General features: G+C 70.5%; 29 protein-coding genes. 13 read left to right on the top strand and 16 right to left on the bottom strand.

What is annotated here, in order from left to right; translation table 11 throughout:
• The first annotated feature begins 2 nt into the window (after positions 1-2).
• Complete coding sequence (locus ACO1BR_RS30680) at positions 3-944, top strand: hypothetical protein (RefSeq protein ID WP_426798351.1); 942 nt, start codon at positions 3-5, stop codon at positions 942-944.
• A 45-nt stretch (positions 945-989) separates the two neighbouring features.
• Here the strand turns inward: ACO1BR_RS30680 and ACO1BR_RS30675 are convergent, their stop codons facing one another.
• From ACO1BR_RS30675 to ACO1BR_RS30660, 4 genes are all read right to left on the bottom strand, one after another.
• Complete coding sequence (locus ACO1BR_RS30675; RefSeq protein WP_426798350.1) at positions 990-1,673, bottom strand: TetR/AcrR family transcriptional regulator; 684 nt, start codon at positions 1,671-1,673, stop codon at positions 990-992.
• A 272-nt stretch (positions 1,674-1,945) separates the two neighbouring features.
• Positions 1,946-2,284: a hypothetical protein gene (locus tag ACO1BR_RS30670; protein ID WP_426798349.1), complete on the bottom strand. Its 339-nt coding sequence runs from the start codon at positions 2,282-2,284 to the stop codon at positions 1,946-1,948.
• Positions 2,285-2,357: 73 nt separating this feature from the next.
• Positions 2,358-4,625 carry a PQQ-binding-like beta-propeller repeat protein gene (locus ACO1BR_RS30665; protein WP_426798348.1) on the bottom strand — a complete coding sequence of 756 codons (2,268 nt, stop codon included), beginning with the start codon at positions 4,623-4,625 and terminating at the stop codon, positions 2,358-2,360.
• A gap of 175 nt (positions 4,626-4,800) precedes the next feature.
• Positions 4,801-5,028 carry a hypothetical protein gene (locus ACO1BR_RS30660; protein ID WP_426798347.1) on the bottom strand — a complete coding sequence of 76 codons (228 nt, stop codon included), beginning with the start codon at positions 5,026-5,028 and terminating at the stop codon, positions 4,801-4,803.
• Positions 5,029-5,443: 415 nt separating this feature from the next.
• Between ACO1BR_RS30660 and ACO1BR_RS30655 the strand changes: the two genes are divergently transcribed.
• From ACO1BR_RS30655 to ACO1BR_RS30640, 4 genes are all read left to right on the top strand, one after another.
• On the top strand, positions 5,444-5,743 hold the full coding sequence (locus tag ACO1BR_RS30655) for a hypothetical protein (protein WP_426798346.1): 300 nt from the start codon (positions 5,444-5,446) through the stop codon (positions 5,741-5,743).
• Between the two features lie 88 nt (positions 5,744-5,831).
• A complete protein-coding gene (locus ACO1BR_RS30650) occupies positions 5,832-6,353 on the top strand; it encodes an NUDIX domain-containing protein (protein ID WP_426798345.1) in 522 nt (173 codons plus the stop codon).
• 310 nt (positions 6,354-6,663) lie between these two features.
• A complete protein-coding gene (locus ACO1BR_RS30645) occupies positions 6,664-7,098 on the top strand; it encodes a hypothetical protein (protein WP_426798344.1) in 435 nt (144 codons plus the stop codon).
• A gap of 211 nt (positions 7,099-7,309) precedes the next feature.
• The gene (locus tag ACO1BR_RS30640; protein ID WP_426798343.1) at positions 7,310-7,522 is read left to right on the top strand and encodes a hypothetical protein; all 213 of its coding nucleotides are present in this window, start codon (positions 7,310-7,312) and stop codon (positions 7,520-7,522) included.
• Between the two features lie 108 nt (positions 7,523-7,630).
• Here ACO1BR_RS30640 and ACO1BR_RS30635 read toward each other — a convergent pair whose 3' ends face one another.
• The 5 genes from ACO1BR_RS30635 to ACO1BR_RS30615 form a co-directional block, all read right to left on the bottom strand.
• Positions 7,631-8,992 carry a dicarboxylate/amino acid:cation symporter gene (locus tag ACO1BR_RS30635; protein WP_426798342.1) on the bottom strand — a complete coding sequence of 454 codons (1,362 nt, stop codon included), beginning with the start codon at positions 8,990-8,992 and terminating at the stop codon, positions 7,631-7,633.
• A gap of 516 nt (positions 8,993-9,508) precedes the next feature.
• A complete protein-coding gene (locus tag ACO1BR_RS30630) occupies positions 9,509-9,796 on the bottom strand; it encodes a DUF4229 domain-containing protein (RefSeq protein WP_426798341.1) in 288 nt (95 codons plus the stop codon).
• 96 nt (positions 9,797-9,892) lie between these two features.
• Positions 9,893-10,417, bottom strand: coding sequence for an N-acetyltransferase family protein (locus ACO1BR_RS30625; RefSeq protein ID WP_426798340.1), 525 nt, complete (start codon positions 10,415-10,417; stop codon positions 9,893-9,895).
• A 32-nt stretch (positions 10,418-10,449) separates the two neighbouring features.
• Entirely contained in the window at positions 10,450-11,613 is a 1,164-nt protein-coding gene (mqnE, locus tag ACO1BR_RS30620) for an aminofutalosine synthase MqnE (protein ID WP_426798370.1), read from the bottom strand.
• 207 nt (positions 11,614-11,820) lie between these two features.
• Positions 11,821-12,279, bottom strand: coding sequence for an Lrp/AsnC family transcriptional regulator (locus ACO1BR_RS30615; RefSeq protein WP_159503081.1), 459 nt, complete (start codon positions 12,277-12,279; stop codon positions 11,821-11,823).
• Between the two features lie 121 nt (positions 12,280-12,400).
• Here ACO1BR_RS30615 and ACO1BR_RS30610 point away from each other — a divergent pair, with 121 nt between their 5' ends.
• Positions 12,401-12,538, top strand: coding sequence for a hypothetical protein (locus tag ACO1BR_RS30610; RefSeq protein WP_201305266.1), 138 nt, complete (start codon positions 12,401-12,403; stop codon positions 12,536-12,538).
• Here the strand turns inward: ACO1BR_RS30610 and ACO1BR_RS30605 are convergent.
• The gene (locus tag ACO1BR_RS30605; protein ID WP_426798339.1) at positions 12,535-13,272 is read right to left on the bottom strand and encodes a UbiX family flavin prenyltransferase; all 738 of its coding nucleotides are present in this window, start codon (positions 13,270-13,272) and stop codon (positions 12,535-12,537) included. The genes ACO1BR_RS30610 and ACO1BR_RS30605 overlap by 4 nt on opposite strands.
• Positions 13,273-13,381: 109 nt before the next feature.
• Between ACO1BR_RS30605 and ACO1BR_RS30600 the strand changes: the two genes are divergently transcribed.
• Genes ACO1BR_RS30600 through ACO1BR_RS30590 form a run of 3 tightly spaced genes read left to right on the top strand, consistent with a single transcriptional unit; the run spans position 13,382 to position 14,665 of the window.
• Positions 13,382-13,975 carry a rhomboid family intramembrane serine protease gene (locus ACO1BR_RS30600; RefSeq protein WP_426798338.1) on the top strand — a complete coding sequence of 198 codons (594 nt, stop codon included), beginning with the start codon at positions 13,382-13,384 and terminating at the stop codon, positions 13,973-13,975.
• Positions 13,976-14,030: 55 nt separating this feature from the next.
• Positions 14,031-14,288 carry a hypothetical protein gene (locus tag ACO1BR_RS30595; RefSeq protein ID WP_426798337.1) on the top strand — a complete coding sequence of 86 codons (258 nt, stop codon included), beginning with the start codon at positions 14,031-14,033 and terminating at the stop codon, positions 14,286-14,288.
• Positions 14,285-14,665 carry a hypothetical protein gene (locus tag ACO1BR_RS30590; protein ID WP_426798336.1) on the top strand — a complete coding sequence of 127 codons (381 nt, stop codon included), beginning with the start codon at positions 14,285-14,287 and terminating at the stop codon, positions 14,663-14,665. Before ACO1BR_RS30595 ends, ACO1BR_RS30590 begins: the two co-directional genes overlap by 4 nt.
• 168 nt (positions 14,666-14,833) lie before the next feature.
• On the opposite strand, the gene mqnP is transcribed toward ACO1BR_RS30590, so the two are convergent.
• Both mqnP and ACO1BR_RS30580 read right to left on the bottom strand, forming a co-directional pair.
• Positions 14,834-15,754 (bottom strand): menaquinone biosynthesis prenyltransferase MqnP, encoded by a 921-nt coding sequence (mqnP, locus tag ACO1BR_RS30585; RefSeq protein ID WP_159503079.1) that lies wholly within the window; start codon positions 15,752-15,754, stop codon positions 14,834-14,836.
• 73 nt (positions 15,755-15,827) lie between these two features.
• A complete protein-coding gene (locus tag ACO1BR_RS30580; RefSeq protein WP_426798335.1) occupies positions 15,828-17,282 on the bottom strand; it encodes a menaquinone biosynthesis decarboxylase in 1,455 nt (484 codons plus the stop codon).
• Between the two features lie 87 nt (positions 17,283-17,369).
• Between ACO1BR_RS30580 and ACO1BR_RS30575 the strand changes: the two genes are divergently transcribed.
• The 4 genes from ACO1BR_RS30575 (at position 17,370) to ACO1BR_RS30560 (ending at position 20,870) form a co-directional block, all read left to right on the top strand.
• Positions 17,370-17,873 carry a PLD nuclease N-terminal domain-containing protein gene (locus tag ACO1BR_RS30575; RefSeq protein ID WP_426798334.1) on the top strand — a complete coding sequence of 168 codons (504 nt, stop codon included), beginning with the start codon at positions 17,370-17,372 and terminating at the stop codon, positions 17,871-17,873.
• A gap of 88 nt (positions 17,874-17,961) precedes the next feature.
• Positions 17,962-18,522 (top strand): nucleoside deaminase, encoded by a 561-nt coding sequence (locus tag ACO1BR_RS30570; protein ID WP_426798333.1) that lies wholly within the window; start codon positions 17,962-17,964, stop codon positions 18,520-18,522.
• Positions 18,523-18,620: 98 nt separating this feature from the next.
• On the top strand, positions 18,621-19,250 hold the full coding sequence (locus ACO1BR_RS30565; protein WP_426798332.1) for a DUF4291 domain-containing protein: 630 nt from the start codon (positions 18,621-18,623) through the stop codon (positions 19,248-19,250).
• A gap of 192 nt (positions 19,251-19,442) precedes the next feature.
• Positions 19,443-20,870 (top strand): alkaline phosphatase family protein, encoded by a 1,428-nt coding sequence (locus ACO1BR_RS30560; RefSeq protein ID WP_426798331.1) that lies wholly within the window; start codon positions 19,443-19,445, stop codon positions 20,868-20,870.
• Positions 20,871-21,050: 180 nt separating this feature from the next.
• Here the strand turns inward: ACO1BR_RS30560 and ccsB are convergent, their stop codons facing one another.
• The 4 genes from ccsB to ACO1BR_RS30540 form a co-directional block, all read right to left on the bottom strand.
• Positions 21,051-21,884, bottom strand: coding sequence for a c-type cytochrome biogenesis protein CcsB (ccsB, locus tag ACO1BR_RS30555; protein ID WP_426798330.1), 834 nt, complete (start codon positions 21,882-21,884; stop codon positions 21,051-21,053).
• Positions 21,885-22,132: 248 nt separating this feature from the next.
• Positions 22,133-23,977, bottom strand: coding sequence for a cytochrome c biogenesis protein ResB (resB, locus tag ACO1BR_RS30550; RefSeq protein ID WP_426798329.1), 1,845 nt, complete (start codon positions 23,975-23,977; stop codon positions 22,133-22,135).
• 3 nt (positions 23,978-23,980) lie between these two features.
• Entirely contained in the window at positions 23,981-24,742 is a 762-nt protein-coding gene (locus tag ACO1BR_RS30545) for a cytochrome c biogenesis CcdA family protein (RefSeq protein WP_426798328.1), read from the bottom strand.
• Between the two features lie 4 nt (positions 24,743-24,746).
• Positions 24,747-25,361 (bottom strand): TlpA family protein disulfide reductase, encoded by a 615-nt coding sequence (locus ACO1BR_RS30540; RefSeq protein WP_159503070.1) that lies wholly within the window; start codon positions 25,359-25,361, stop codon positions 24,747-24,749.
• Between the last annotated feature and the right edge of the window lie 7 nt (positions 25,362-25,368).

Below are 25,368 nucleotides of genomic sequence, written 5' to 3'. Positions count from 1 at the left end.
CCATGAAGACCACCCGCATCTCCCCCGCCTCGCGCATCTCCCTGCGTGCCATCTGCACCGCCGCCGTGCTCGCCGGAGCCATGGCCGTCCCGGCCGCCGCGTTCGCGGGCACGCCGGGGCAGCAGGACCGGCCCGCGTCCGCCGGCGCCGCGCACTCCGCACCCCAGGCGCAGGCCAAGGGCAAGGTCAGGGCCGTCGACATCGGCGGCGGCATGGAGGCCGTGATCCACAACGGGGTCTGCGACCTCCAGGCCATCGGCAGCGGCCGGCCGTTCGCGACCCTGAGGAAGGGGCAGAGCTACACCAACGGCATCCACGTGTACTTCGACGGCCGGAACGTCAGCGCCAGGTCGCAGGGCGAGCGCACCCACGGCAAGACCAAGCCGAACCCGGCTCGTACGGTCAAGCTGTCCAACGGCGCGCAGGCCACCGTCCAGAAGGTCAACGGCAGCTACACGGCGAAGATCCAGGTCAAGAACAAGCGGATCGCCACCCTCGACTCGGCCCACCGGTCCGTCACGCACGACGGCATGCGCTACACGGTGAACCCGAAGAACGGGAAGGTGGGGGTCCAGCGCATGAAGAAGCGTCAGATGCTGCACCGGATGACGCACCGGGTGATCCACGTGCGGGCGCACCACCTCCAGAGGCCCCACTTCCAGCGGCCGGTGACGAGCTACGCGCAGACGCCCGCGGCGAGCCCCGCGCAGCCGACGGCGAACTACGCGACCTACGCGACCCCCGCGCAGATGCCGGTCACGGGCCAGACGCCGTTCGGCGGCCAGGCACAGACGCCGATGGCGGGGCAGGCGCAGGCGCCCATGGCGGGCCAGGCGCAGGCGCCGATGTACGGCGGCGGGTGGATGCACCGGTCCCGGCACGGTGCGTCGGCGGGCGCGATGGCGATGTCGTACTCGGCCGCGGGCTCCAGCGCGGGCCGCTGACGGGACGGTCGCGGGTGTGACCGACGCGGCGCCGGGGCCGGCTGCTCAGCCCCCCGGCGCCCAGCGCTCCCCGGCCATGAGGCGGCCGAGCCCCGCCCAGACGAAGTTCATCAGCGTGGCCGCGGTGTCCTTGGCCGCCGGCCGCTCCCGTTCGCCGGAGAAGCCGAGGGCCGAAGTGCCGTCGGCGGTCGGCGCGTTGGCCCACTCCGCGAGCGATTCCGCGGCGCCGACCAGGGCGTGCGCCAGGCCCGCCACCTCGCGGTCGGCCAGTTCACCGTCGCAGCCGGCCTCCTTCGCGGCGGCGCCGATCAGCACGGTGACGAACCGGACGATCTCCGCCCGCATCGCGGCCACCTCGACCGCGAACGGCTCCCCCTGCGTACGCGCCTGCTGGTGCAGCACCGCCCATCCCTCGGGGTGCTCGGCGGTGTGCGCGAAGAACCCCTTCAGCCCGCTCCACAACTGCCGGTCGGCCGCCGCGTCTGGCTCCACGGCCGCCGTGACGGCCGCCACCAGCGCCGCCGACTCGCGCCGGATGACCGCGCTGAACAGCTCCTCCTTGGAGTTCAGATAGAGGTAGACCAGGGGCTTGGAGACCCCGGCCCCTTCGGCGATCTCGTCCATCGAGGCCGCCCGGTACCCGCGCCGCGCGAACGTCCGCACCGCGGCGTCCAGCATCTGCTGTTCCCGGACCGGCCGCGGCACCCGCTTGCTCTTCGCAGCTCCCACCCTGAATACCCCTCCATCATCCGCCCCCTTTACGGCATTTACCGCAAAGTAAGTTTACGATCTTCACTCCCCGCACCCGGCAGGTCGACATGACCTTGACCATGAAGAGACGATACGTATCGTTACGTAGAGTCGGCGCACGACGCCCGGACCGCATCCCGCTCCCCACACCCCGGGAGGCCCCCGCCTGCAGCACTTCGTCGACGCCGCCCCCGGCATCCGCCTGCGGCCTGGACGGCCTCGGCATGGCACACGCGCATCTCGTCGGGCTGTCACTGGGCGGCATGCTGACCCAGATGGCGCTCGCCGACCACCCCGCCCGACTGCTCAGCGCCACCCCCATGGGCACCATCGCCCTCAGCACCCTCCCCTACACCCGGCCGGACGGCGGCACGGCGCCCGTCGCGGAGCTGCCAGGCACCGCACCCGAGGTCCTGGAGACGCGGGCCCGGCCAGTGGCGGATCTCGGCCGGGAGGCGGAGATCGCACGCCGGATCGCACACTGGCGAGTACTCGACGGTGGTCAACTCCCGTTCGGCGAGGAGCACTTCCGCATCCTGGAAGAGGATGTCCTCGCGCGCACCGGGCACCACCGCGTCGGCACCGCCCACGGTCGCGCCGACGACGGCGGGATGCCGCGGACCGGACGGCCGGCGGGGGCTGTCCGACGGTTCGGGGCGGGCGTCAGTTGCGGCCCTGGCCCGTGGCGGCGACAACGGCGTACAGGCCGTCCCTGTTGGCGACGTACACCCGGCCGTTGGCCACGACCGGCGCACCGGTGTCGCCCACAGCGGACCCGGTCCTGAAGGTCCATCGCTTACGGCCGGTGGACGCGTCGACGGCGTGGAGTGTCCCGTAGGGCTCCGCTCGGTCGCCCACGTAGACCGTGCCGTCCGCCACGGCCGGAGTCGTCGGCCTGAAGTCGCCGGAGATGCCGTAGGTCCACTTGGTCCGGCCCGTCGTCGCGTCCAGGGCGTGGAGGAGGTTGTCGCGGCCTCCGACGTAAACCGTCCCGTCGGCCACCACCGGGCACGACGGGTGGTCGTTGTCGTCCGCCTTGGTGCCTCCGCCCAGGGGGACGGCCCACCTCTTCGATCCGGTGGCCGCGTCCAGGGCGTACAGGGTCTGGTCGTTGTTGGGCACGTAGACGAGGCCCCGGTCCACGGCGGCGGTCGCCCGGAACGTATTGACGGCCTGGAACGCCCACTTCCTGGCGCCGGTGGCGGCGTCCACGGCGTAGAAAGTCCGGTCGTCGCTGCCGACGAAGACCGTCCCGTGGGCCACCGCCGCGGGGGACAGGACGAAGTCCCCCGTGGCGAACGACCATTTCTCGGTGCCGGTGGCGGCGTCCAGGGCATGCAGCGACTTGTCCAGGCTGCCGACCAGGACCAGCCTGCCGGCCACGGTGGGAGCGCAGCCGATGCCGTTGCCGGCGGTGAACGTCCAGACCACGCTGCCGCCGGTGCTCTTCACCGCGTACAGCTTGCCCTTGGCGCCCCCCACGAACAGCATTCCGCCGGCCGCCGCGAGGAACCCGTTGGGCAGCTCGGTGCCGTCCGCGGTGGCGCTCGACCGCTTCTCGCCGGTGAGCGCGTCCACGCCGTAGATCCACGCACCGTCGGCGAAATAGAGCACGCCACCGGAGAATGCGGGCCCGCGCGGGACGAGCGTGGAGGCGTAGTAGTGCCAGGGTTGGGCGCCGTGCGCCGACGTACCGGACGGAGCGTCGGCTCCCGGGCCGGTGCCGCCCGCCGCCGAGCCCGCGTCCTGCCCATCTCCCCAGGGAAACAGCGCCAGTCCGGTGACACCGGCCGTAACGACCGCTCCGAGGCCGAGCCGCAGGGCGCGGCGCCGGCCGAGGAGCGGGTCCGGTGCCGCCTCGCCGCCGGCGGCCGGCCGGTGCACGGGCTCGGGCGACGGCGCCGTCTGCGTGGGGAGGTGGTGCCGGTCGACGAACGGCCCCGGACCGGCGTCCGCGGCCGGGCCGCCCGGGGTGCGCTCGGACGGGGTGCCCTCGGTTGGCGTGCGCTCGGTCGCCGTGCGCTCGGCCGGGGGCGGCGTGTGGAGGGGCGGCGTATCGCGGGCCGGTTCGATGCCGGGCGCCTCGGCGGCGGGGGGCGGCGCCGGGTCGGCCCCGGAGGCGATGCCCGGTGCGCGCAGCGCGTCGCGGACGTCGGCCGCCGATGCCGGGCGGTCCGCGGGGTCCTTGGCCAGCAGCCGCATGACCAGGGCGTCGAGCGCCGCCGGGACGCCGGGCCGGAGTTCACCGGGCGGGGTGGGCGTCTGCTGGAGGTGGGCGGTCATCATCGACACCGGGTCCGCCGCCCTGAACGGGGTGTCGCCGGTGAGGAGTTCGTACAGCACGCAGCCGAACGCGTACAGGTCCGTACGGGCGTCGCCGCTGTGCTCCCGGAACCGCTCCGGCGCCATGTAGGCGAGGGTGCCCATGACCTTGCTGGACTTGTCGGTGGCCGCCATGAAGCGGGCGATACCGAAGTCGAGGATCTTGATGTCGCCGCCGGACGTGAGCATGAGGTTCGCCGGCTTCAGATCCCGGTGCACGATGCCCGCGTCATGGGCGGCGGCCAGCGCGGCGGCGCCCTGCACACCCCAGTCCACCGCGACCGGCACCGCCGGCGGGCCGTCCGCGCGCAGTACGGCGGCCAGGTCCCGGCCCGCCACGAACTCCATGACCAGGAACAGCGTGCCGTCGCCCGGGTCCTGGCCCATGTCGTGGACGGTGACGACCCCGCGGTGGCTGAGCCCTCCGGCCGTGCGCGCCTCGCGGAAGAACAGCTCGGCGCTCAATTCACCGCCCCGGCGGTACGGCAGCAGCTTGACCGCGACCCGGCGCCGGATCACCCGGTCCCGGCCCTCCCACACCTCCCCCATACCGCCGCGACCCACGAACGACACCAGCTCGTAGCGGTCCCCCAGAACGCGCACAGCCATCCATCCCGCGCCATGTCCGGCACCACATCCGTCGCGCCCTGGACACGGCTCATTCAACACCGGCCGGAGAGCAGGGGAAGAGCTCCCCTCCCCCTCTCACCGAGGCCGTATGGAACGGGTGCGCCCCGGCCCTTCCCCGGGCCGGGGCGCACCCGTTCCATACGGCAGGTCGGGGCTAGGCCACAGCCGCCACGGAGACCTTCTCGGGCTCGGTGTCGGTGGCGTCGGTGGCTGCGTCGGTGTCGGTGTCGGTGTCGGTGTCGGTGTCGCCGATGCGGATGCTGGTGGCGTGCGCGTAGGCGTCGCGGTCCAGGATGTTCTCGCGGGCGGAGACCAGGATCGGTATGACCGATTGGCCGGCGACGTTCGTAAAATCCCAGGGCGAACAGCCGTCGCGCCGCACGGCGTTCGTCTCCCGACGTGCACTCGTTCACCGCGGACCGCGCGTCAGCCAGCAAGCCCGGGTAGCTGTCCCGCAGGGCGGCGAACTTGCCGGCCTGATACAGCTCCCACGCGGCCCCGACCTCCATCTCAAGGAGTTCGAGCCTCAGCGGCTCCCGGCTAGCGACCAGGGAGCCGGCCAACCGCCGGGACTGCATCAGCGCGGCCCTGATGGCGGGCACTCTGCCCGACCGAGTGTCACACGACGTGGATAACGACGACAGGGGCCATCCGTCGACGAGTTCGGCCCCGACCTTCACCCTGGTTGTAGCGACTGTGTGTGACAAACACGGGTAGAGCTGGCCGTGTACACAACATCAATCGGCGTAAACTCGCCTACCAGCCACCACAGTTCGCAACTACGGGGGACTCACTCCATGCGTCGACGCCTGTCCGCAATCGCCATCACGTCCGCACTGGCCGGTGCTGCACTGCTCGCCGTACTGCCCTCACACCCCTCCGCCACAGCCACTACCGACATCAGCGTCGTGGCAGACCAGGTCAACGTCGGTGCGCTGCGCCAGCAGGCCGAACAACTGATAGCCGACGCCAAGCGCTTGGACCAGGCCGGCAACCACGCAGCAGCCGACCGCGACCGCGCCCAGGCAGCCGCCATCTACCAGCAGATCAAGGCGTACACCGACGCCGAGGGCAACAACGGCCCCGTCTGGAGCTGACCGCCCAGCACAGGCCGTACGCCCGCCTCGACACCATCGGGGCGGGCGTTGCCGTGCGGCTGTTCACCCGACCGACAGGGTCGCGGACATGGCCGACAACGAGCACGAAGAGCGCATGGCAACCCCGCGGATGGCAGCAGGCGCGCTGTTCTTCGACGGCCAGGACCAGGTCCTGTTGGTCAAGCCGTCCTACAAGCCGAAGTGGGAGATCCCCGGCGGCTACATCGAGCGCGGGGAATCACCGCTGACCACCTGCCGGCGCGAGGTCCAAGAGAAGCGGGGCAGGCTGTCACAGCACACCAGGGTGCGGACGCTCCGCCCTTCTCCGGACGGGCGCCGCACCCTGGCCGCCCCGTCCACGCGTCATCTTCGCTGGAAGTGTGTCCGGTCATCGGGCTCCCATATGCTCCGGATATGGCGGTCTACGGTTATGCGTGCGCCGATTGCGTCAACAGCGACGATGTGGAGAGGGCACTGTTCACCTCGGGTTGCTCGCAGGTCTTCGGTGACTTCGCAATCAGCGCAGAGGACCCGGGCCCCGGCTGGCGGAAACTCACGAACACCGTGCGGGCCGGCGACACCGTTCGCATCGCGGATTGGGCCCGCCTAAGCCGCGAAGCGAGGACCGCCGAGTTCGTCACCAGCACCCTCGCGGACCTCGGCGTGAAGGTAGAGGCGCTGTAAGCGACCCCAGCTCAGCTGGAAGCGACATGCGAAGACGGAGTCGCGCGAACAGCCAGCGCGCACCCACGGGTGACCACCCCTACGCCCCGGACGGTCCTGCCCATCCACGCGGGCGGTTGGGCCAAGCGACTGAACATGGCCCACGAGCGTTGGCTTCCTGCGGGTTGTCGGCAGTCTGCACGGACGGCCGCAGAAAGATACGTCTCGATCAACAGGCCGATCAGGCAAGGAGCGTCGTGAAAAGACTAGTGCAGGCGGGACTGGTCCAAGCGGGAACCCTCGCCGGGGCATGCGGTCTGGTGCTGTTCGGCACCGGAATCACGCAGGCCCAGACCCCACCGACCAACCCAGGAGGATCCCTGCTTAACGTCGCGACGGGTTCCGGCTCCCTCACGGCAATGCTGACCGGCGTGCTGTGCAACAACCGCCTGCCCGACTTCGCTTACAAGTCGCCCAAGATCAAGTCGCCGCACCCTTGCTTCGGGGGACCGATCAAGAGCGGCAACACCATCAAGAGCAACAATTTCTTCAACCACGGAAATCCGGTGAGCAGCGGCAACCCCCACAACGCGGCCGGCTCCACCAACGCCCTCAACTCCGCCAGCGGTTCCGAGACGGGCAGCAACAACAACATTTCCATCTCCAAGCTGCTCAAGCCCCTCCTTCCCTGACCTTGACCCAGCAGCGTCCGGAAAACACCTCAGACCCAGCACGCGCAACGAGCCGGGCAAGGGACGGCCGGACGCCTGTCCATGGCATCTCGCCTCAGGGCCAGGCGAGACAACCGGGTCACACGAGCAGCCGCACCCACGCACGGTCGCAATGCACCCAGCGCGGGGTGGGGCGATGCTGAAAGCCCGCATACGAGGCAAGGAGAACGCTGTGGACAGTCCGTTCCAGGCTTTGATGGCCCTGCTCACGCCGAACAACCGCTCCTGGCTGGAGGGCCGGTCCTCAGACACCCAGGAGGAGATCGCATCCTCGTGGGCGAGCCAAAGCGGGGGTGTCCAAGTCGGCGACCCGTCGAGTCTGCTGGAGAGCCCTGAGCAGCGCGCCAACCAACTGGTCAACGAGTACCGGTCCCAGCCCGCCTGACCTCCGGGACAAGGAACGGGCCCAAGTAGGGCTCGCGTCAGGCACCACACGCAGATGCGCCCCGACCGTGACATGGTCGGGGCGCATCCCTGGGTTCAGCACAGAGCGCTACGCAGCCACCGGCGCCGGCACGGATCCCTTCTCTTCCGCGCCATCGACATCGGGAGCGTCCAGGCCGACGCCCTTGGCCCCGTTGTACGCATCACGATCGAGGATTCCCTCACGCGCGGCCACCAGCAACGTGCATACGGATTGGCCAGCAACGTTCGTGGCGGTCCGCATCATGTCCAGGATCGGGTCGATGGCCATCAGCAGGCCGACGCCCTCCAGGGGGAGGCCCAGGGTGGAGAGGGTCAGGGTCAGCATGACCGTGGCGCCGGTGAGGCCGGCGGTGGCGGCGGAGCCGATGACCGAGACGAAGGCGATCAGGACGTAGTCGGCGATGCTCAGGTGGACGTTGAAGATCTGCGCGATGAAGATCGCGGCGATCGCCGGGTAGATCGAGGCGCAGCCGTCCATCTTGGTCGTCGAGCCGAACGGCACCGCGAAGGAGGCGTACTCCTTCGGCACGCCGAGGCGCTCGGTGACCTTCTGGGTGACCGGCATGGTGCCGACCGAGGAGCGGGAGACGAAGGCCAGCTGGATGGCGGGCCAGGCGCCGCGGAAGAACTGGAGCGGGTTGACCTTGGCGACGGTCGACAGCAGCAGCGGGTAGACGCCGAAGAGGACCAGCGCGCAGCCGACGTAGATGTCGACGGTGAAGGTCGCGTACTTGCCGATGAGGTTCCAGCCGTACGTCGCGATGGCGTGGCCGATGAGGCCGACGGTGCCGATCGGGGCGAGGCGGATGACCCACCACAGGGCCTTCTGGAGCAGTTCCAGGGCGGCGCGGCTGATCTTGAGGACCGGCTCGGCCTTCTCGCCGAGCTGGAGCGCCGCGATGCCGGCGACGGCCGCGATGAAGACGATCTGGAGGACGTTGAGCTGGGTGAACGGCGTGATGACGTCGGTGGGCACGATGCCGGTCAGGAAGTCGATCCAGGAGCCGGTGTGCTGGGGGAGCTTGCCGTCCTTGGGGGTCAGGCCGGTGCCCGCACCGGGGTGCGTCAGCAGGCCGATCGCCAGGCCGATGGCAACCGCGATGAGCGAGGTGGCCATGAACCACAGCAGCGTGCGGGTGGCGAGCCGGGCGGCGTTGTTGACCTGCCGCAGGTTGGTGATCGAGACCAGGATCGCGAAGAAGACCAGGGGGGCGACGGCCAGCTTGAGCAGCTGGACGAAGAGGCCGCCGATGTGCTCCAGGGTGGAGCCGAGCCAGCCGACGTCACCGCTCTTGGCGATCCAGCCGAGCAGCACGCCGAGGGCGAGGCCGGCCAGGATCTGCACCCAGAACGGGATCTTGGGTATTCGGGAGGACCTGGGTGACTGGGGCGCCTGTGCGGACGCGGGGGTCTGGGCAGACGTGGACAACGGACACACTCCGGGGACGGGTCAGGCAAGGGACGCGGGGCGTCGGGAACGGCGTGAAGGGGCGCCAGGAGGTCCGTACGAACAGGCAGGGATCTCCGGGCCGCTGGGAAGGGCGTCAGCGGCGGCGACAGGCCGCGGACAGGCAGCGGCAGAGATCGACGTGCAGGCGCTCCACGAGCGGGACGCTCATGGGTGTCGAGGGCGCGGCTGCTGTCTTCATGTCCGATACGTTAACACTTGAACTTTGAGGAACCCAAAGGGATTCTTTGGGATGCGGAGAGGCCGGGAGGCCGCCGGCCGGGCATGCAAAACGGCGCCCGGTCCGGGGAGTTGGGACTCCGCGGACCGGGCGCCGGTCGGATGCGCGGGGGCGGGACGCGCGCCGGAGTGACGCGTCTTACAGCCCGCCGCCTCGGGGAGGGGTGGTGGGGGTGGGGGGGTGGGTGGTGCCGTGCGGGCACCGTTCCGGGCCCTGTCGGCCTGGGGCCTTTCCGCCCCTGACCCGTCGGGCAGACCCTAGAGCCCGTCCTCCATGCTCTGGTTGGCCGCCAGCCGCTCCTTCTGGCGGTCCACCTTGGCCACGATCTGCTCGGACATCGCGTCCCGCTGCTTGCGCAGCAGCACGAAGCTGAGCGGCGCGGAGATCACGATGGCGAGCAGCAGCAGCCAGATGGTGTTGGAGCTGCCGACGCCGAGCGGAATGATCCGGAAGTACGCGAGCACCCACACCACGGCGAAGCAGGCGACGAACAGGCCGATGCGAAGGGCGGTGTAGCGGAGCGTGGCGAACTTGGGGCTACTCACGGACGGGACCTTCTTCTCAACGGCAACCGAAAGGGTCTGCGTCCAGTCAAGCACAGCTCCCGGGGCGATCTTCCGGGCCCCTGTCGGCGGGCCGGATCAGCCCAGCTGCCGCCACATCGTGACGTCGTCGCGGAAGTCCCCCTCGGCGATCTTGATCGCGCCGGGGACCCGGCCGACCTCCTTGTAGCCGCAGGATTCGTAGAAGCGGGGCAGGCCCGTGCCACCGCGGCAGGTCAGCCGGATGCCGGTGATCCCGTCGATCCCGCGGGCGGACTCCTCGACCGCGGCCATCAGGGCGCGGCCGGTGCCCCGGCCCTGGAGGGAGGGGTGGACCATGACCGTGTAGACCCACAGCCAGTGGGTCATCAGGCGGTGCGGATTCAGGGAGAGGAAGGCGGTGGCCACCACCCGGTCGTCCCCGTCGCGGCCTATCAGCAGGCGCTTGCGGCCCTTGGCCAGCTCCGCCAGATGCCCGAGCAGATCGGGGCGGATGTCCTCCCGCGTCACGGGCGGGACGAAGCCGACCGCACCGCCGGCGTTGCTGACGTCCGCCCACAACGCGCAGATCCCGTCGCGGACTTCCGGAGTGACGGAAGGGTCCAGGTCGAAACGCACGTTCATGACCTGGACCCTACTGCGCACCACTGACAGCGTCAGAGCCGCATCGGCTGCGGGGCCTCGCGGCGCTCCGCGTCCGGGCCCGGGTACTCGCGGATGGTCTCGTAGCGGGTGTTGCGCTCGACGGGGCGGAAGCCGGCGTCGCGGATCAGCTCCAGCAGGTCGTCGCGGGTGAGCTTGTTCGGCGTCCCGTAGTTGTCCGCGTCGTGCGTGATCTTGTACTCGACGACCGAGCCGTCCATGTCGTCCGCGCCGTGCTGGAGGGCGAGCTGGGCGGTCTGGACGCCGTGCATCACCCAGAAGACCTTGACGTGCGGGACGTTGTCGAAGAGGAGCCGGGAGACCGCGAAGGTCTTCAGCGCCTCGGCGCCGCTCGCCATGGTGGTCCGCGCCTGGAGCTTGTTGCGGACCTTGCCGTCCTGCATGTCGACGAAGTCGTGCTGGTAGCGCAGGGGGATGAAGACCTGGAACCCGCCGGTCTCGTCCTGGAGTTCACGCAGCCGCAGCACGTGGTCGACGCGGTGGCGGGGCTCCTCGATGTGCCCGTACAGCATCGTGCACGGGGTCTTGAGGCCCTTCTCGTGCGCGAGGCGGTGGATCCGCGACCAGTCCTCCCAGTGGGTGCGGTGGTCGACGATGTGCTGCCGGACCTCCCAGTCGAAGATCTCGGCGCCGCCACCGGTCAGCGACTCCAGGCCGGCGTCGATCAGCTCGTCGAGGATCTCGGAGGCGGTCAGGCCGGAGATCGTCTCGAAGTGGTGGATCTCGGTGGCGGTGAACGCCTTGAGGGAGACCTGCGGGAGGGCTTCCTTGAGCGCCTTGAGGGAGCGCGGGTAGTAGCGCCACGGCAGCGTCGGGTGCAGGCCGTTGACGATGTGCAGCTCGGTGAGGTTGTCGTTCTCCATCGCCTTGGCCAGGCGGACGGCCTCCTCGATGCGCATCGTGTACGCGTCCTTCTCGCCCGGCTTGCGCTGGAAGGAGCAGTACGCACAGGACGCGGTGCACACGTTGGTCATGTTGAGGTGGCGGTTGACGTTGAAGTGGACGGCGTCGCCGTTCTTCCGCGTCCGCACCTCATGGGCGAGCCCGCCCAGCCAGGCCAGGTCGTCGGACTCGTAGAGGGCGATGCCGTCCTCGCGGGTCAGCCGCTCCCCGGCGTGGACCTTCGCCTCCAGCTCGCGCTTGAGGCCCACATCCATCGACGCAGCCATCCGGTCGCCTCCCACTATCTGTGTGTGTCACTGGCCGTTTCGTGCGAAAAACGAGCTTCGCCGAGCCTACTCCCCCGGTTTCACGGCGGACGGAGGCCCCTTGGGGCCCGGGGACGGACCGCGCCCCGGGGCCCCGGGCGGGTGCGCCGGGCGGCGCCCCGTCCGCCGTGCACGGACGCCTGCCCGCGGCCCCGCCTACTCGACCTCTTCGGGCAGCTCGCCGACGCGGTTCTCCCACTTGGTGGAGAGCACGATCGTGGTCCGCGTACGGGAGACGCCCTTGGTGCCGGACAGCCGCCGGATGGTGCGCTCCAGCCCGTCCACGTCGCCGACCCGCACCTTGAGCATGTACGAGTCGTCGCCGGCGATGAACCAGCAGTCCTCGATCTCGGCGAGGTCCTTGAGTCGGCGGGCGACGTCCTCGTGGTCGGCCGCGTCCGACAGGGAGATGCCGACCAGGGCGGTGACGCCGAGACCGAGCGAGGCGGCGTCGACCGTCGCGCGGTAGCCGGTGATCACGCCGGCCGCTTCGAGGCGGTTGATCCGGTCCGTGACGCTGGGCCCGGAGAGGCCGACGAGCCGGCCGAGCTCCGCATAGGAGGCCCTGCCGTTCTCGCGAAGTGCCTGGATGAGCTGCCTATCCACCGCGTCCATGCCCTCTAGCCTTCCAATCTTTCCGCTTTTTTGCGTTCTGCATGTAGAATCTAAGGCATCAGGGCTTCCGGCCCTGCGATTCTCTCTACGATCAACGACGATCTTCACAGGAGTTGTCACCGTGTACTCGATCGAGATGGCCTACGCCCGCATGCGCGAGCTGCAGGACCAGGCCAATCGTTCACGTGCCGCCCAGCAGGCCGCCACCCCGCGGCCCCGGCGCCGCCTCGGCCGCGCCGTCACCTCGAAGAAGCGCTAGGGAGCGTTCGGGGCCTCCCCCTTGGAGCCACCCCGCAGCTCCCCTTCCCACCGCCGGTACAAACCGTGCGGCACCTCCGCCGCATCGAGAACCCGGCCGGCGACGAAGTCCACCAGATCCTGGATGTGCGTCGCCCCCGCATAGAACGCCGGAGAGGCGGGCAGCACCACCGCGCCCGCCTCGTCCAGCGCCACCAGAGCCCGGAGCGTCTGCCCGCTGAGCGGGGTCTCGCGCACCGCGACCACCAGCCGGCGCCGCTCCTTGAGCGTCACGCTCGCCACCCGCTGGAGCAGATCCTTCGACAGCCCCAGCGCCACCCCGGCCACACACGCCGTGCTCGCCGGGACGATCAGCATCCCCTTCGCGGGGTACGAACCCGACGACGGCCCCGCCGCCAGATCCCCGGCCGGCCAGTACCGGACCGGTGCCAGCGACTCCTCGGTGACCGGGAACGTCTCCGGCTTGCCGTCCGCCCCGCGCGCCAGCCACTCCCGCAGGTCGCTGCGCCAATGGGCGTCGCGGAAGGCGATCCCGGTCTCGTCCAGCAGGGTCAGCCGCGACGCCCGGCTGACGATGAGGTCCACCGCCTCCCCGGCCGCGAGCAGCCCCCGCACCACGGACGCGGCGAACGGCGTCCCGGACGCACCGGAGATCCCCACGACCCACGGGCGGCGGCCCGGGTCCCGCGTACCGGTGTCGGTCTGCTTGCTGATGTCGTTGTGCGGCGGCTCCACGGATCGAGCCTATCCGGCGGAACCACCGGGGCCGTCACGACCGTTCTTACCTGTGCGCCCGGACGGAGCCGGGCACGCGCCGGGACAAGCCGGGGACGAGGGGGCGGAGATGACATCACGGGCCAGGTCCGCGGCCGGCCTGATGCTGGGCTGGATCGCGCTGCTGTGGGTCCTGGAGGGCGTCGACCTCGTCAGCGGCAACGCCCTCGACAGCTTCGGCATCCAGCCCCGGGACCTCACCGGACTCGTCGACGTGGTGCCCGCCGCCTTCATCCACTTCGGCTTCGGCCATCTGGCGGCCAACACCCTCCCGCTGCTGGTGCTCGGCTTCGTCGCCGCGCTGCGCACCGGGATCCGGCGGTTCCTCGCGGTGGTGCTGCTGATCATCCTCGTCAGCGGCGTGGGCGTCTGGTTCACGGCCGCACCGCACAGCAACACCGCGGGCGCCTCCGGCGTGGTCTTCGGGCTCTTCGGCTTCCTCCTGGTGCGCGGCTTCATCGAGCGCAAACTCCTCGACGTGGGCATCGGTGTGGCCGTCGGCGCGGTCTACGGCTCCATCGTCTGGGGCGCGCTGCCGACCGACAGCGGCATCAGCTGGCAGGCGCATCTGTTCGGGCTGATCGGCGGGGTGCTGGCGGCGTTCGTCTTCCGCGAGCGCGGCCGGGCGGTGACGGCGGGGACGGCCGTCCGACCCGTCCTCTAGTACTGGGGTGTACAGGTACGTACCCGTACCACGGCAGTAGGGAAGGACTACGACGATGTCCGATGCCAACATCCGCATCCCTGAAGAGGCAAAGGAACGGCTCGCCGCCATAGCAGCCGCCGAGGGCCTGTCGCTGCGCGCCTACCTGGCCCGCCTGGCCGAGACCCTGCTCACCCCGGCCGAGCGCGCCGAACGCGCCGAGAAGGCCCGGACCCTGCTGAAGAAGTGGAACGGGTACGCCCCCACCCCGGCCGAGCAGCGGGACCTCGACGGCGAGCTCGACCGGCGCCTGGGCCAGGTGACCTGCCCGTGAGCGACGCCCTGCACATCGTTCTGGACGAGACCGCGATGGCAGCGGCCGGCCAGGGCAACCTCCTCGCTTCACGCCTCATCCACCGCGCCCACACCGAGCCGGACTGGTATCCGTACGCGCCCACATGCGCCCTGGTGGAAGCAGACCGCGCCCGGCCCGGCACAGCCGAGCACCTGGCCGCGCTGCCCGGCGTCACCGTCCTGGACCTCGACCTGCCCGCCGCCCTGGCCATGGCACGGCAGCAGACCTGGGCCGCGGCCCACTGCCAGTACGCGGCGCAACCCGCCCCCGACCGCCCCGACGGCGCGATCGTGGCCACCACCGCTCCACGGCGATGGGGAGGAGAAGCAGTCCGTGTCCTGGACCTCAACACCTGACACGTGCCGCGGCGAGCTGTGCGTCCACCCCCGGCTGATCGCCTGGCCGATCGCCAGGGACTGGCCGGAGCCCTGACCGGCGGCCGGCCGGGACAGACCGTCAGGCCGTCCCGGCCGGATCACCACTTTCGGGGTGTAGGGGCGTCAGGGTGCAAGGGCGTCAGGGCTTCAGGGCGTCAGACCGCGGACGAACAGGTCGAGCAGCGCGCAGACGAACAGCGCGATCCCGATGAAGCTGTTGACCTGGAAGAACGCCCGGTTGAGCCGCGAGGTGTCGTGCGGGCGGACGATCGCGTGCTCGTAGCAGAAGGCCGCCGCCACGATCACCAGCCCGGCCCAGAAGAAGACGCCGGCGCCGATGGCGACGCCGTACCACGCCAGCAGCGCGGTGGTGACGACATGGCACCAGCGCGCCCCCCAGAGCGCGCCCGGCACACCGAAGCGGGCCGGCACGGACATGACGCCGTTCGCCCGGTCCGCCTCGACGTCCTGGCAGGCGTAGATCAGGTCGAAACCGCCGATCCAGATGCCGACCGCGAGACCGAGGATCACCGACTCCCAGGACCACTCGCCGGTGATCGCGATCCAGGCGCCGACCGGGGCCATCGCCTGCGCCAACCCCAGGATCGCGTGCGGGAAGTTGGTGAAGCGCTTGCCGTACGGATAGACCACCATCGGGATCACGGCGACCGGCGCCAGCACCAGGCACAGCGGGTTCAGCAGCGCCGCCGCGCCCAGGAAGACGACCACGGCGACCAGCGCGCCGGTCCAGGCGGAGCGGACCGAGACCGCGCCGGTGACCAGCTCGCGGCCGGCCGTGCGCGGGTTACGGGCGTCGATCTCCCGGTCGATGATGCGGTTGACGGCCATCGCGAAGGTCCGCAGGCCGACCATGGCGACGGTGACGAGCAGCAGCCGGCCCCAGTGGACGTTCCGGTCCAGCCCGTGCATCGCGGTGAACGACGCGATGTAGGCGAAGGGCAGCGCGAAGACCGAGTGCTCGATGACGACGAGGCGGAGGAACGCCCGTACCCTGCTGTCCGGTTGTGCCGGCCCCGGGCCGCCGATGACTCCTTCTGCCGCACTCATGCCGAAACCTCGCTACGCTCGGCCCCGCATTCGCGCGGCGCGCACCTCTTGATGGTTCGCTCGCCAGGCTCGCTCACAGCCCGTACTCCTTCCAGCGGCGGTCGACCAGCGCGGCCGTCCGCGGGTCCGACTCGACCATGTCCGGCCAGCCGCCGTCTCGTGTGTAGCCCTCCTCGGGCCACTTCTTCGTCGCGTCGATGCCCGCCTTGCCGCCCCAGAACTGCTGGTACGAGGAGTGGTCGAGGTGGTCGACGGGGCCTTCGACGACGGTCAGGTCGCGGGCGTAGTCGGTGTTGCCGAGCGCCCGCCAGGAGACCTCGTGGAGGTCGTGCACATCGCAGTCCGCGTCGACCACCACGATCAGCTTGGTCAGCGACATCATGTGGGCGCCCCAGATGGCGTGCATGACCTTCTGGGCGTGCTTCGGGTACTTCTTGTCGATCGAGACGATCGCGCAGTTGTGGAAGCCGCCGGACTCCGGGAGGTGGTAGTCCACGATGTCCGGGACGATGATCTTGAGGAGCGGGAGGAAGAACCGCTCGGTCGCCCGGCCCAGCGGCCCGTCCTCGGTCGGCGGGCGGCCCACGACGATCGACTGGAGCAGCGGCCGGCGGCGCATCGTGACGCAGTCGATGGTGAGGGCGGGGAACGGTTCCTGCGGCGTGTAGAAGCCGGTGTGGTCCCCGAACGGGCCCTCCGGCAGCATCTCGCCGGGCTCCAGCCAGCCCTCGATGACGACCTCGGCGTTGGCCGGGACCTGGAGCGGGACGGTCTTGCAGTCGACCATCTCGATCCGCTTGCCCTGGAGGAAGCCCGCGAAGAGGTACTCGTCGATGTCGCCCGGCAGCGGCGCGGTCGAGGCGTACGTCACGGCCGGCGGGCAGCCGAAGGCGATGGCGACCGGCAGCTTCTCGCCGCGCTTGGCGGCGACCTGGTAGTGGTTGCGGCTGTCCTTGTGGATCTGCCAGTGCATGCCGATGGTGCGCCGGTCGTGGCGCTGGAGGCGGTAGAGGCCCAGGTTGCGGACGCCGGTCTCGGGGTGCTTGGTGTGCGTCAGGCCGAGGTTGAAGAAGGAGCCGCCGTCCTTGGGCCAGGTGAACAGCGCCGGCAGCCGCTCCAGATCGACGTCGTCGCCGGTGAGCACGACCTCCTGGACGGGGGCGTCGCCCTTGACCTTCTTCGGCGGGACGTGGGTCATGTTCGCGAGCTTGCCGAACGCCTCGCGGACGCCGACGAACCCCTGCGGCAGCTCGGGCTTGAGCAGTCCGCCGATCTTGTCGCTGATGTCCTCGTACGCCGTGAGGCCGAGCGCCTTGAGGAGCCGGCGGTCGGTGCCGTAGACGTTCATCGCCAGCGGCATCGACGAGCCCTTGACGTTCTCGAAGAGCAGGGCCGGGCCACCGGACTTCTGCACCCGGTCCACGATCTCGCCGACCTCCAGATACGGGTCGACCTCGGCCTTGATGCGCTTGAGGTCGCCCTCGCGCTCCAGGGCCCGCAGCAGGGAGCGAAGATCGTCGTAAGCCATGCGCTCCAGTATCCGGTACGCACTACCCTGTACGGGTCACCGGGCCCCGGCGGGGGCCCGCCGCCGTCCACTGGGGGACCGTCCGCAATGCTCAGGTATCTGCCGTTCCTGCTGGTGCTGGCGCTGTGGATCTACGCCTTCATCGACTGCCTCAACACCCCCGAGTCGCAGGTCCGCGGACTGCCGAAGGTGGTGTGGGTGATCGTCATCCTGCTGTTCGGCGAGGTGCTGCTCGGGCCGATCGCCTGGCTGGTGGCGGGCAAGGCGCGCTACCCGGCGCAGGGCGGCGGCAGCACACCGTCCGAATGGCACCGCAACCACGGCGCGAACGCCCGCGGGACGTGGGTGGCTCCGGACGACAACCCCGAGTTCCTGCGGTCCCTCAAGGAAGAGCCTGCGTCTTCTCAGAGCGTGAAGGACGAGGCGCTGCTGAAGGACTGGGAGGCCGACCTCCGGCGCCGCGAGGAGCAGCTCCGGCGGCAGCAGCGGAACCCGCGGGGCGCGGCGGGCACAGAGGGCGCAGAGGGCACCACCAACGGCCCGCAGGGCAAGGGCGGCCCGGAGGACACCACGCCGCCCGCGAAGGACTGACCCGCAAAGGGCCGAGCCCGGCCGCCGCCGCGGCCGTACGGCCCCGCTCCCGTTGCCGGGGCGCGGCCGGGCGAGCAGAGTGACCGGCATGAACGCAGGGGATCAGAGCCGGACGCAGGACTGGGGGCAGGACCGCGACGAGTTCCGGCTGCACGGCGGCGCCGACGGCCACGGCGACCCGACCGGGCACCCCGACCACGTCCAGGAGCAGGCCCGCGCGATGCTCGCGACCGCCGTGGCGGAGGCGAAGGCGGGACTGGCCGAGGGCGGCATCCCGATCGGGGCGGCGCTCTACGGCCCGGACGGCGCGCTGCTCGGCCGCGGCCACAACCGCCGCGTCCAGGACGGCGACCCGTCGCTGCACGCCGAGGTCGCCGCCTTCCGCGCTGCCGGCCGGCAGCGCGGCTACCGCGGCACCACGATGGTCACCACCCTCTCGCCCTGCTGGTACTGCAGCGGCCTGGTCCGCCAGTTCGGCATCTCCCGCGTCGTCATCGGCGAGGCCCGGACCTACCACGGCGGCCACGACTGGCTGGCCCGGCACGGGGTGCGGATCGTGCTGCTGGACGACCCCGAATGCACGGCGATGATGCGGGAGTTCATCCGGGCGCGGCCGGCGCTGTGGCAGGAGGACATCGGGGCCGGGTGAGTCGCCCGGTGCGGCGCCCGCTGTGGCGCCCCCTGTGGCGCCCCCTGTGGCGCGTAATCCGGTGGCCCGCGCGTCGCGCCGTCCGCCAGGATGCGGCCATGAGCACCGGCACCACCGAACCGCAGCGCCGCATCCGGGCGCTGCACACCGCCGAGACCGTCACGGTGTACCAGGCGTACGCGCCCGCCCTGGGCCTGCCCGCCGCCCGGGACGGCCGCTTCCCGGCGGCCTGGAAGCGGGACCGGATGACATGGATAAAGCCCTCTTTCCTGTGGATGATGTACCGCTGCGGCTGGGGCACGAAGGCGGACCAGGAGACGGTGCTCGCCGTCGAGATCGACCGGGCCGGTTTCGACTGGGCGCTCGGCAACGCCTGCCTGTCGCACCACGACCCCGGCGAGTATCCCGACCGGGCGGCCTGGCAGCGGGAGTTGAGGCGGTCGCCGGCGCGGGTGCAGTGGGACCCGGAGCGCGATCTGCGGCTGCGTCCGCTGCCGTATCGTTCGCTTCAGCTGGGGCTCGCGGGCGAGGCGTCGCGGCGGTACGCGGACGCCTGGACGGTCGGCATCCGGGATGTGACGGCGCTGGCGCGCGAGGTCCATGCGCTGGTGCGGGCCGGGAAGCTCGCCGCGGCCCGGGCCCTGCTCCCGGAGGAGCGGCCGTACCCGACGCCGGAGGGAACTCCGGGCGTAAGCCACGTGTCCGTGTCAATCGCCGCAAAGGCGTAATCAGAATGGTGCGCCGGCGGTCGCACGCTTCGTCATGTGACGTATGAGGCGTAGGGATGATCAGCCAACTCTGGTCTGTTCACAGCCAATTGACGCAGCGTTCAGCAACCTCCCCCTGCCCGCGAAACTGCCCCGACGTCACAGTCGGGACGGCCCACTGAGGGCTCACGCGACTCAGGGAGAGTGGCACAAATGCCCGACATGACCCGACGCAGACTCCTCGGCTCGGCGGCCGGCGCGCTCGGCGGGGCCGCCGCGCTGTCGCTGCTGCCGCCCAGCGTCCAGAAGGCCGTCGCCGCCGGCCCGCCGCGTCACGGCTCGCTCCGCGACATCGAGCACGTCGTCATGCTGATGCAGGAGAACCGTTCTTTCGACCACTACTTCGGCACCCTGCGCGGCGTCCGCGGCTTCGCGGACCCGCACGCGATCAAGCTCCCCGACGGCCGGTCCGTCTTCTACCAGCCGGACCCGCACAACCCGGACGGGTACCTGCTGCCGTTCCGCCTCAACACCCACACCTCCAGCGCCCAGGCCATCCCGTCCACCAGCCACGCCTGGTCCGTGCAGCACGAGGCGTGGAACGGCGGCAGGATGGACCGCTGGCTGCCGGCGCACCGCAAGGCCGACGGCGTCAACGGCCCGTACGTGATGGGCTACCACACCCGCCAGGACATCCCCTTCCAGTTCGCCCTCGCGGAGGCGTTCACCCTCTGCGACAACTACTTCTGCTCGGTCTTCGGCCCGACCTGGCCCAACCGGCTGTACTGGATGACCGGCACCCTCGACCCCGGCGGCACCCGGGGCGGACCGGTCCTCGACAACACCGCGCCCAGGCCGTACCGCTGGACCACGTACGCGGAGCGGCTGCAGAAGGCCGGCGTCAGCTGGAAGGTGTACCAGGAGGAGGACGACTACGGCTGCAATCTGCTCAAGCAGTTCCAGACGTTCCGGGACGCCAAGCCGGGCAGCGCGCTGTACGAGCGCGGGATGCGGCCGGGGCCGGCCGGCGCCTTCGAGGAGGACGCCCGCAACGACAAGCTGCCGGCCGTCTCCTGGATCATCCCGACCAGCTACCAGTCAGAGCACCCCGACTTCCTGCCGGCCGCCGGCGCCGACTTCGTGGCCCAGAAGATCGAGGCGATAGCCGCCAACCCCAAGGTGTGGGCCAAGACGGCCTTCATCCTCAACTACGACGAGAACGACGGCCTCTTCGACCATGTGCCGCCGCCGGTGCCGCCGAAGGGGACGAGGAACGAGTTCGTCCACGGCCTGCCGATCGGCGGCGGCTTCCGCGTTCCGTGCCTGATCGTCTCGCCCTGGACGGTGGGCGGCTGGGCGGCCGGCGACGCGTTCGACCACACCTCGGTGCTGCAGTTCCTGGAGCGTTTCACGGGTGTCGAGGAGCCCAACATCAGCGCCTGGCGGCGCGACACGTTCGGCGACCTGACCTCGGCGTTCGGGTTCCACAACCCGGCGCACCACCCGCCGCGGCTGCCGCACGACACCGCCCGGCAGCTGGCCGAGGCGAAGTGGGAGGTGGCGCATCTGCCCAAGCCGAAGCTGCCGGGGGCGGCCCAGAAGCCGCCGCAGCAGGAGCACGGCGGGCGCAAGCGCCGCTGACCACCGCCTGACCCGTCCCCCCTCCGACCGCGTCCCGACCGTCCCTTGGCCTCATCCCCGACGACCTTCCCCGACCGCATCCGTGATGTCCGTACCTACGACGGTGCCGTACGGGGCCGGCCTCGTGGTGAGGCCGTTTCCGTACGGCACCGGTGTGTCGCGGCGCGGGCCGCGGGCGGCTCAGACTCCGGCGTAGGAGTGCAGGCCGGTGACGAAGATGTTCACGCCGTAGTAGTTGAAGAGGTAGCAGGCGAAGGCGATCAGGCCCAGCCAGGCGGCCTTACGGCCCTTCCAGCCGGCGGTCGCGCGGGCGTGCAGGTAGCAGGCGTAGGCGACCCAGGTGATGAAGGACCAGACCTCCTTGGGGTCCCAGCCCCAGTAGCGGCCCCAGGCGGCCTCGGCCCAGATGGCGCCCGCGATGATGGTGAACGTCCACAGCGGGAAGATGGTGGCGTTGATGCGGTAGGAGAACTTGTCGAGCGAGGCGGCCGAGGGCAGTCGCTCCAGAACCGAGGTGGCGAAGGCGCCGGACTGCTTGCCGTCCGGGTCGGCGAGCTTGGCCTCGTGGCGGTCGCGGAAGAGGAAGAGCAGTGCGGCGACCGCGCCGAGGTACATGGCCGCGCCGGACAGGATCGCGCAGGAGACGTGGATCCACAGCCAGTACGAGTGCAGCGCGGGCACCAGCTGGTCGCTGGCGGTGTACAGGACGCTGACGGCCAGGCCCAGGTCGAGCAGGACGGTGGTGACCAGCGGCAGGCCGATCCAGCGGACGTTCTTCTTGAAGACCAGCAGGGCCAGGTAGAGGGTCACCGCGACCGCGCCGAAGGTCGTGGAGAACTCGTACATGTTGCCCCAGGGGGCGCGCTGCACGGACAGCGCGCGGGTGACCACGCCGCCCACGTGGAGCGCCCAGGCCAGGACGGTCAGCGAGATGGCGATCCGGCCGTAGAGGTCGCCCTTCTCGGTGCCGCCGTGCGCGCCGGGGCCGTCGGGGACGTCACGGGCGCCGGCCACGGCCTTGGTGATGACCTTCGGCCGCTCCAGGACGGCGGTGCCCCCCTTCTGGGCCACTTGCACGGACACCGTCGCGGCCGCCTTGGCCTCGGTGGTCAGCGCCGCGGCGGTACGGCCGACCTTGCTGCGGCTGCCGAACACCCACTCGGCCATGTGGGCCAGGAAGGCGAGGGTGTAGACAGCCATCGCCGAATAGACCAGCAGATTGCTGTTGTGGGCCAGTGTCTCGTTGGCTGCGGCAGCGAGGTTCACGCGCGCGCTCCTTCGGAGGGGTCAGCAGGATCGGCAGAGTCGGTGGGCTCCGTCGGGTCTTGGTCGGTCCGGGCGGCGGGCCCGTCCGTGGCTTCCGTATCGGGCTGCGGCACGGCGTCCGGGGCGATCGGGGCGTCGGGCGTCAGCGCCATGGCGAGGCCGGCCAGTTCCTCCGGCAGCCGGGCCGACTCGCTGCGGCCGAGGCCGGCCATCTCGACGACGGTGACGCCGTCCGCACCCTTCTCCGCGCGCACCCACACCCGGCGCCGCTGGATGAACAGCGAGGCGGCCAGGCCGACCAGGGCGGAGGCAGCGCCGGTCAGCGCGAGGCCGTTGCCGGGCTGGTGGGTGATCTTGAAGCTGGCCCAGGTCTTGATGCCGTCGAAGGTGATGGAGCCCTCGCCGTTGGGGAGCTTCATCGTGGACTCGGCCTCGATCTCCTGCGGCGACAGCGTGGCGCCGGAGTGGCTCATCATCTGCGTCGCCCGGTCCTTGGGCAGCAGCATCTTCTTGAAGATGTCGCCACTGGCGTCCTTGTACTGCTTCAGCCGCTTGGTGTCGAGCTGGTAGACGTTCTGCGGGAGCCCGGAGTCCATGCCCAGGTCGCCGTGCCAGGCGTTCACCGACAGGACGGGGAAGTCCGGCGCGGGGAACTGGGAGAACATCGAGCCGGAGTTCTTGCCGCCGAAGGTCGGGACGAACAGCGCCTGGAAGCCCAGCTGGTTGCGCTTGCCGTCCTTGGTCTCGGCGCCCGGCACCTTCACCACACCGGAGGAGGTGAAGTTCTTGGGGTCCTGCGGGAGGAACGGCACCGCGCCGTGGTAAACGACCTTGCCGCGGCCGTCCTTGACGGTGACGACCGGCGAATAGCCGTGGGAGAGCAGGTAGACCTTGTAGCCCTCGACGTCGAGCGGGGTGTTCACCTCCAGCGCCCGCTTGTGCTCCGTGCCGTCCGCGCCGGTGAAGTAGCTGATGTTGGCGCGGAAGGTGCGCGGGGTGCCCCGCTGGGGACCGGTCCGCTCGTAGGTGGCGTCGAAGGAGTTCATGGTGAAGCCGAACGGCGCCATGGTGTCGGTGTCGAAGAACGGCCCCGACTTGAAGTCGTCGTACTGGGTGAGGCTGTTGGAGAAGCCGTCGCCCTCGGTGATCAGCTTGCCGCCCTCGGACTTCCACAGGCTGCCGACCGCGAACGCCACCAGCATCACGATCAGCGCGACGTGGAAGAGAAGGTTGCCGACCTCGCGGAGGTAGCCCTTCTCGGCGGCGACCGCGGTGCCGGACCGGTGGGCCCGGAAGCGGCGCTTCCGCAGCATCCGCCCGGCCGCCTCCAGGACCTCCTCGGGCTCCGCCTCCGTACGCCACGTGGTGTACGCGGGAAGCCGGGTCAGCCGGCGCGGGGCGGCCGGCGGGCGGCCGCGCAGCTGCCCGACGAACTGCCAGCTGCGCGGCACGATGCAGCCGATCAGCGAGATGAACAGCAGGAGGTAGATCGCCGAGAACCACACCGAGCTGTAGACGTGGAACATCCCCAGCTTGTCGTAGATCTCGCCGAGGGTGGTGTGCTGGGCCTTGAACTGGTCGACCTTGACCGGGTCGATGCTGGTCTGCGGGATCAGCGAACCGGGGATCGCGCCGATCGACAGCAGGAAGAGCAGCAGCAGCGCCACCCGCATCGAGGTCAGCTGCCGCCAGAACCAGCGCACCCAGCCGATGGGGCCGAGCGAGGGGAGGCTGATGTCCTCCTGGGGAGCGGTGGAGAGCTGGGATCCGGCGGCGCCGAGATCACTGCCCGGGTCCGCGGTGGCCCCCGGCTCGCCGGTGGTGTCGGTCGTGGTGGACATCAATCAGATCCCAACGGTGGAGCTTTGCGTCCAGCTCTGGAGCTCGGACATCAGGCTGTCCCAGACGCCGGTGACGAGGAGGATGCCGAGGGCGACCATCATGCCGCCGCCGATCCGCATCACCCATACGTAGTGCCGCTTGACCCAGCCGAACGCGCCGAGCACCCGGCGGAAGGCGAGCGCCACGGCGATGAACGGCAGGCCCAGCCCCAGACAGTAGGCGACGGTCAGCAGAGCGCCGCGGGCGGCGCTGGCCTGGTAGAGGGAGAGGGTGTTGACGGCGGTGAGGGTGGGGCCCAGGCACGGTGTCCAGCCGACGCCGAAGAGCATCCCGATCACCGGCGCGCCGGCCAGCCCCATGGCGGGCTTCTTGTGGAAGCGCAGTTCGCGCTGGCCGAAGCGTTTGAGCACGCCCGCGAAGGCCAGCCCGAGCAGGATCATCAGCACGCCGAGGACGCGCGAGATGGCGTCCTTGTAGGTCTGGAGGTTCTGCCCGAAGAACCCGAAGAGGGCACCGGTGGAGACGAAGACGGCGGTGAAGCCGAGGACGAAGAGGGAGGCACCGGCCAGCATCCGGCCGCGCCGGGCCTCCGCCAGGTCGGTGCCGGTGACGCCGGTGACGTACGACATGTAGCCCGGGACCAGCGGCAGGACGCAGGGCGAGAAGAACGAGACCAGTCCGGCGAGGAGGGCGACGGGCACCGCGGCGAGCAGTGCGCCGGAGAGGACGGTCTGGTTCTGTGCGGTGGCGGCGAGCGCGATCACGCGATCACTTCTCGGCGATCAGCGGGTCGACCATCTTGCGCAGGTCGTCCTCCGCGAGCGGGCCGATCGAGCGGGCGGCGATCCGGCCCTGCTTGTCGATGGCGATCGTGGAGGGGATCGACTGCGGGTTGAGGCTGCCCTTGGGGAAGCGCAGCATCAGCCGGCCGGTCGGGTCGAACAGGCTCGGGTAGGGCAGCTGGTGCTGTTCCTCGAACTGGGTGGCCTGCGACTTCTCGGAGTCGCGGGTGTTGATCCCGATGAACTGGACGCCCTTGTCCTTGTCCTCGTTCGCGACCTTGGCGAAGTTCGGGGCCTCGGCGATGCAGGGTCCGCACCACGATCCCCAGACGTTGATGATGACGACCTTGCCCTTGTAGTCGGCCACGTCCAGCTTCTTGCCGGTGGTGGTCTCCCCGGACAGGTCGGGCGCCGGCTGCCGCTCGTCGGGCTTGACGGTGTCGACACCGTTCTTGCCCTGGACGAACCGGGTCTGCGCCGAACCGCCGGAGGCGCCGTCCCCGCAGGCGCTCAGCGTCAGCGAGGCCACCGCGGCTCCTGCGGCGAGCAGGGTGAGACGGCGACGGCTCGTGAGGCGGCGGGGGGCGCGGCTGTCACTCATGTGAAAA

Origin of the sequence: Streptomyces sp. YGL11-2 (assembly GCF_050054615.1) — a bacterium.
GTDB lineage: Bacteria > Actinomycetota > Actinomycetes > Streptomycetales > Streptomycetaceae > Streptomyces.
This window is presented reverse-complemented; position numbering and strand designations above follow the sequence as displayed.

Excerpts from the sequence above, each read along its gene's own strand:
- ACO1BR_RS30595 (WP_426798337.1), top strand. The coding sequence starts at position 14,031 with ATGTCCGATGCCAACATCCGCATCCCTGAAGAGGCAAAGGAACGGCTC.
- ACO1BR_RS30540 (WP_159503070.1), bottom strand. The coding sequence starts at position 25,361 with ATGAGTGACAGCCGCGCCCCCCGCCGCCTCACGAGCCGTCGCCGTCTC.
- ACO1BR_RS30665 (WP_426798348.1), bottom strand. The coding sequence starts at position 4,625 with ATGGCTGTGCGCGTTCTGGGGGACCGCTACGAGCTGGTGTCGTTCGTG.
- ACO1BR_RS30615 (WP_159503081.1), bottom strand. The coding sequence starts at position 12,279 with ATGGACGCGGTGGATAGGCAGCTCATCCAGGCACTTCGCGAGAACGGC.
- ACO1BR_RS30680 (WP_426798351.1), top strand. The coding sequence starts at position 3 with ATGAAGACCACCCGCATCTCCCCCGCCTCGCGCATCTCCCTGCGTGCC.
- ACO1BR_RS30600 (WP_426798338.1), top strand. The coding sequence starts at position 13,382 with ATGACATCACGGGCCAGGTCCGCGGCCGGCCTGATGCTGGGCTGGATC.
- ACO1BR_RS30650 (WP_426798345.1), top strand. The coding sequence starts at position 5,832 with ATGGCCGACAACGAGCACGAAGAGCGCATGGCAACCCCGCGGATGGCA.
- resB (WP_426798329.1), bottom strand. The coding sequence starts at position 23,977 with ATGTCCACCACGACCGACACCACCGGCGAGCCGGGGGCCACCGCGGAC.
- ACO1BR_RS30580 (WP_426798335.1), bottom strand. The coding sequence starts at position 17,282 with ATGGCTTACGACGATCTTCGCTCCCTGCTGCGGGCCCTGGAGCGCGAG.
- ACO1BR_RS30655 (WP_426798346.1), top strand. The coding sequence starts at position 5,444 with ATGCGTCGACGCCTGTCCGCAATCGCCATCACGTCCGCACTGGCCGGT.
- ACO1BR_RS30575 (WP_426798334.1), top strand. The coding sequence starts at position 17,370 with ATGCTCAGGTATCTGCCGTTCCTGCTGGTGCTGGCGCTGTGGATCTAC.
- ACO1BR_RS30565 (WP_426798332.1), top strand. The coding sequence starts at position 18,621 with ATGAGCACCGGCACCACCGAACCGCAGCGCCGCATCCGGGCGCTGCAC.
- ACO1BR_RS30570 (WP_426798333.1), top strand. The coding sequence starts at position 17,962 with ATGAACGCAGGGGATCAGAGCCGGACGCAGGACTGGGGGCAGGACCGC.
- mqnP (WP_159503079.1), bottom strand. The coding sequence starts at position 15,754 with ATGAGTGCGGCAGAAGGAGTCATCGGCGGCCCGGGGCCGGCACAACCG.
- mqnE (WP_426798370.1), bottom strand. The coding sequence starts at position 11,613 with ATGGATGTGGGCCTCAAGCGCGAGCTGGAGGCGAAGGTCCACGCCGGG.
- ACO1BR_RS30560 (WP_426798331.1), top strand. The coding sequence starts at position 19,443 with ATGCCCGACATGACCCGACGCAGACTCCTCGGCTCGGCGGCCGGCGCG.
- ACO1BR_RS30625 (WP_426798340.1), bottom strand. The coding sequence starts at position 10,417 with ATGAACGTGCGTTTCGACCTGGACCCTTCCGTCACTCCGGAAGTCCGC.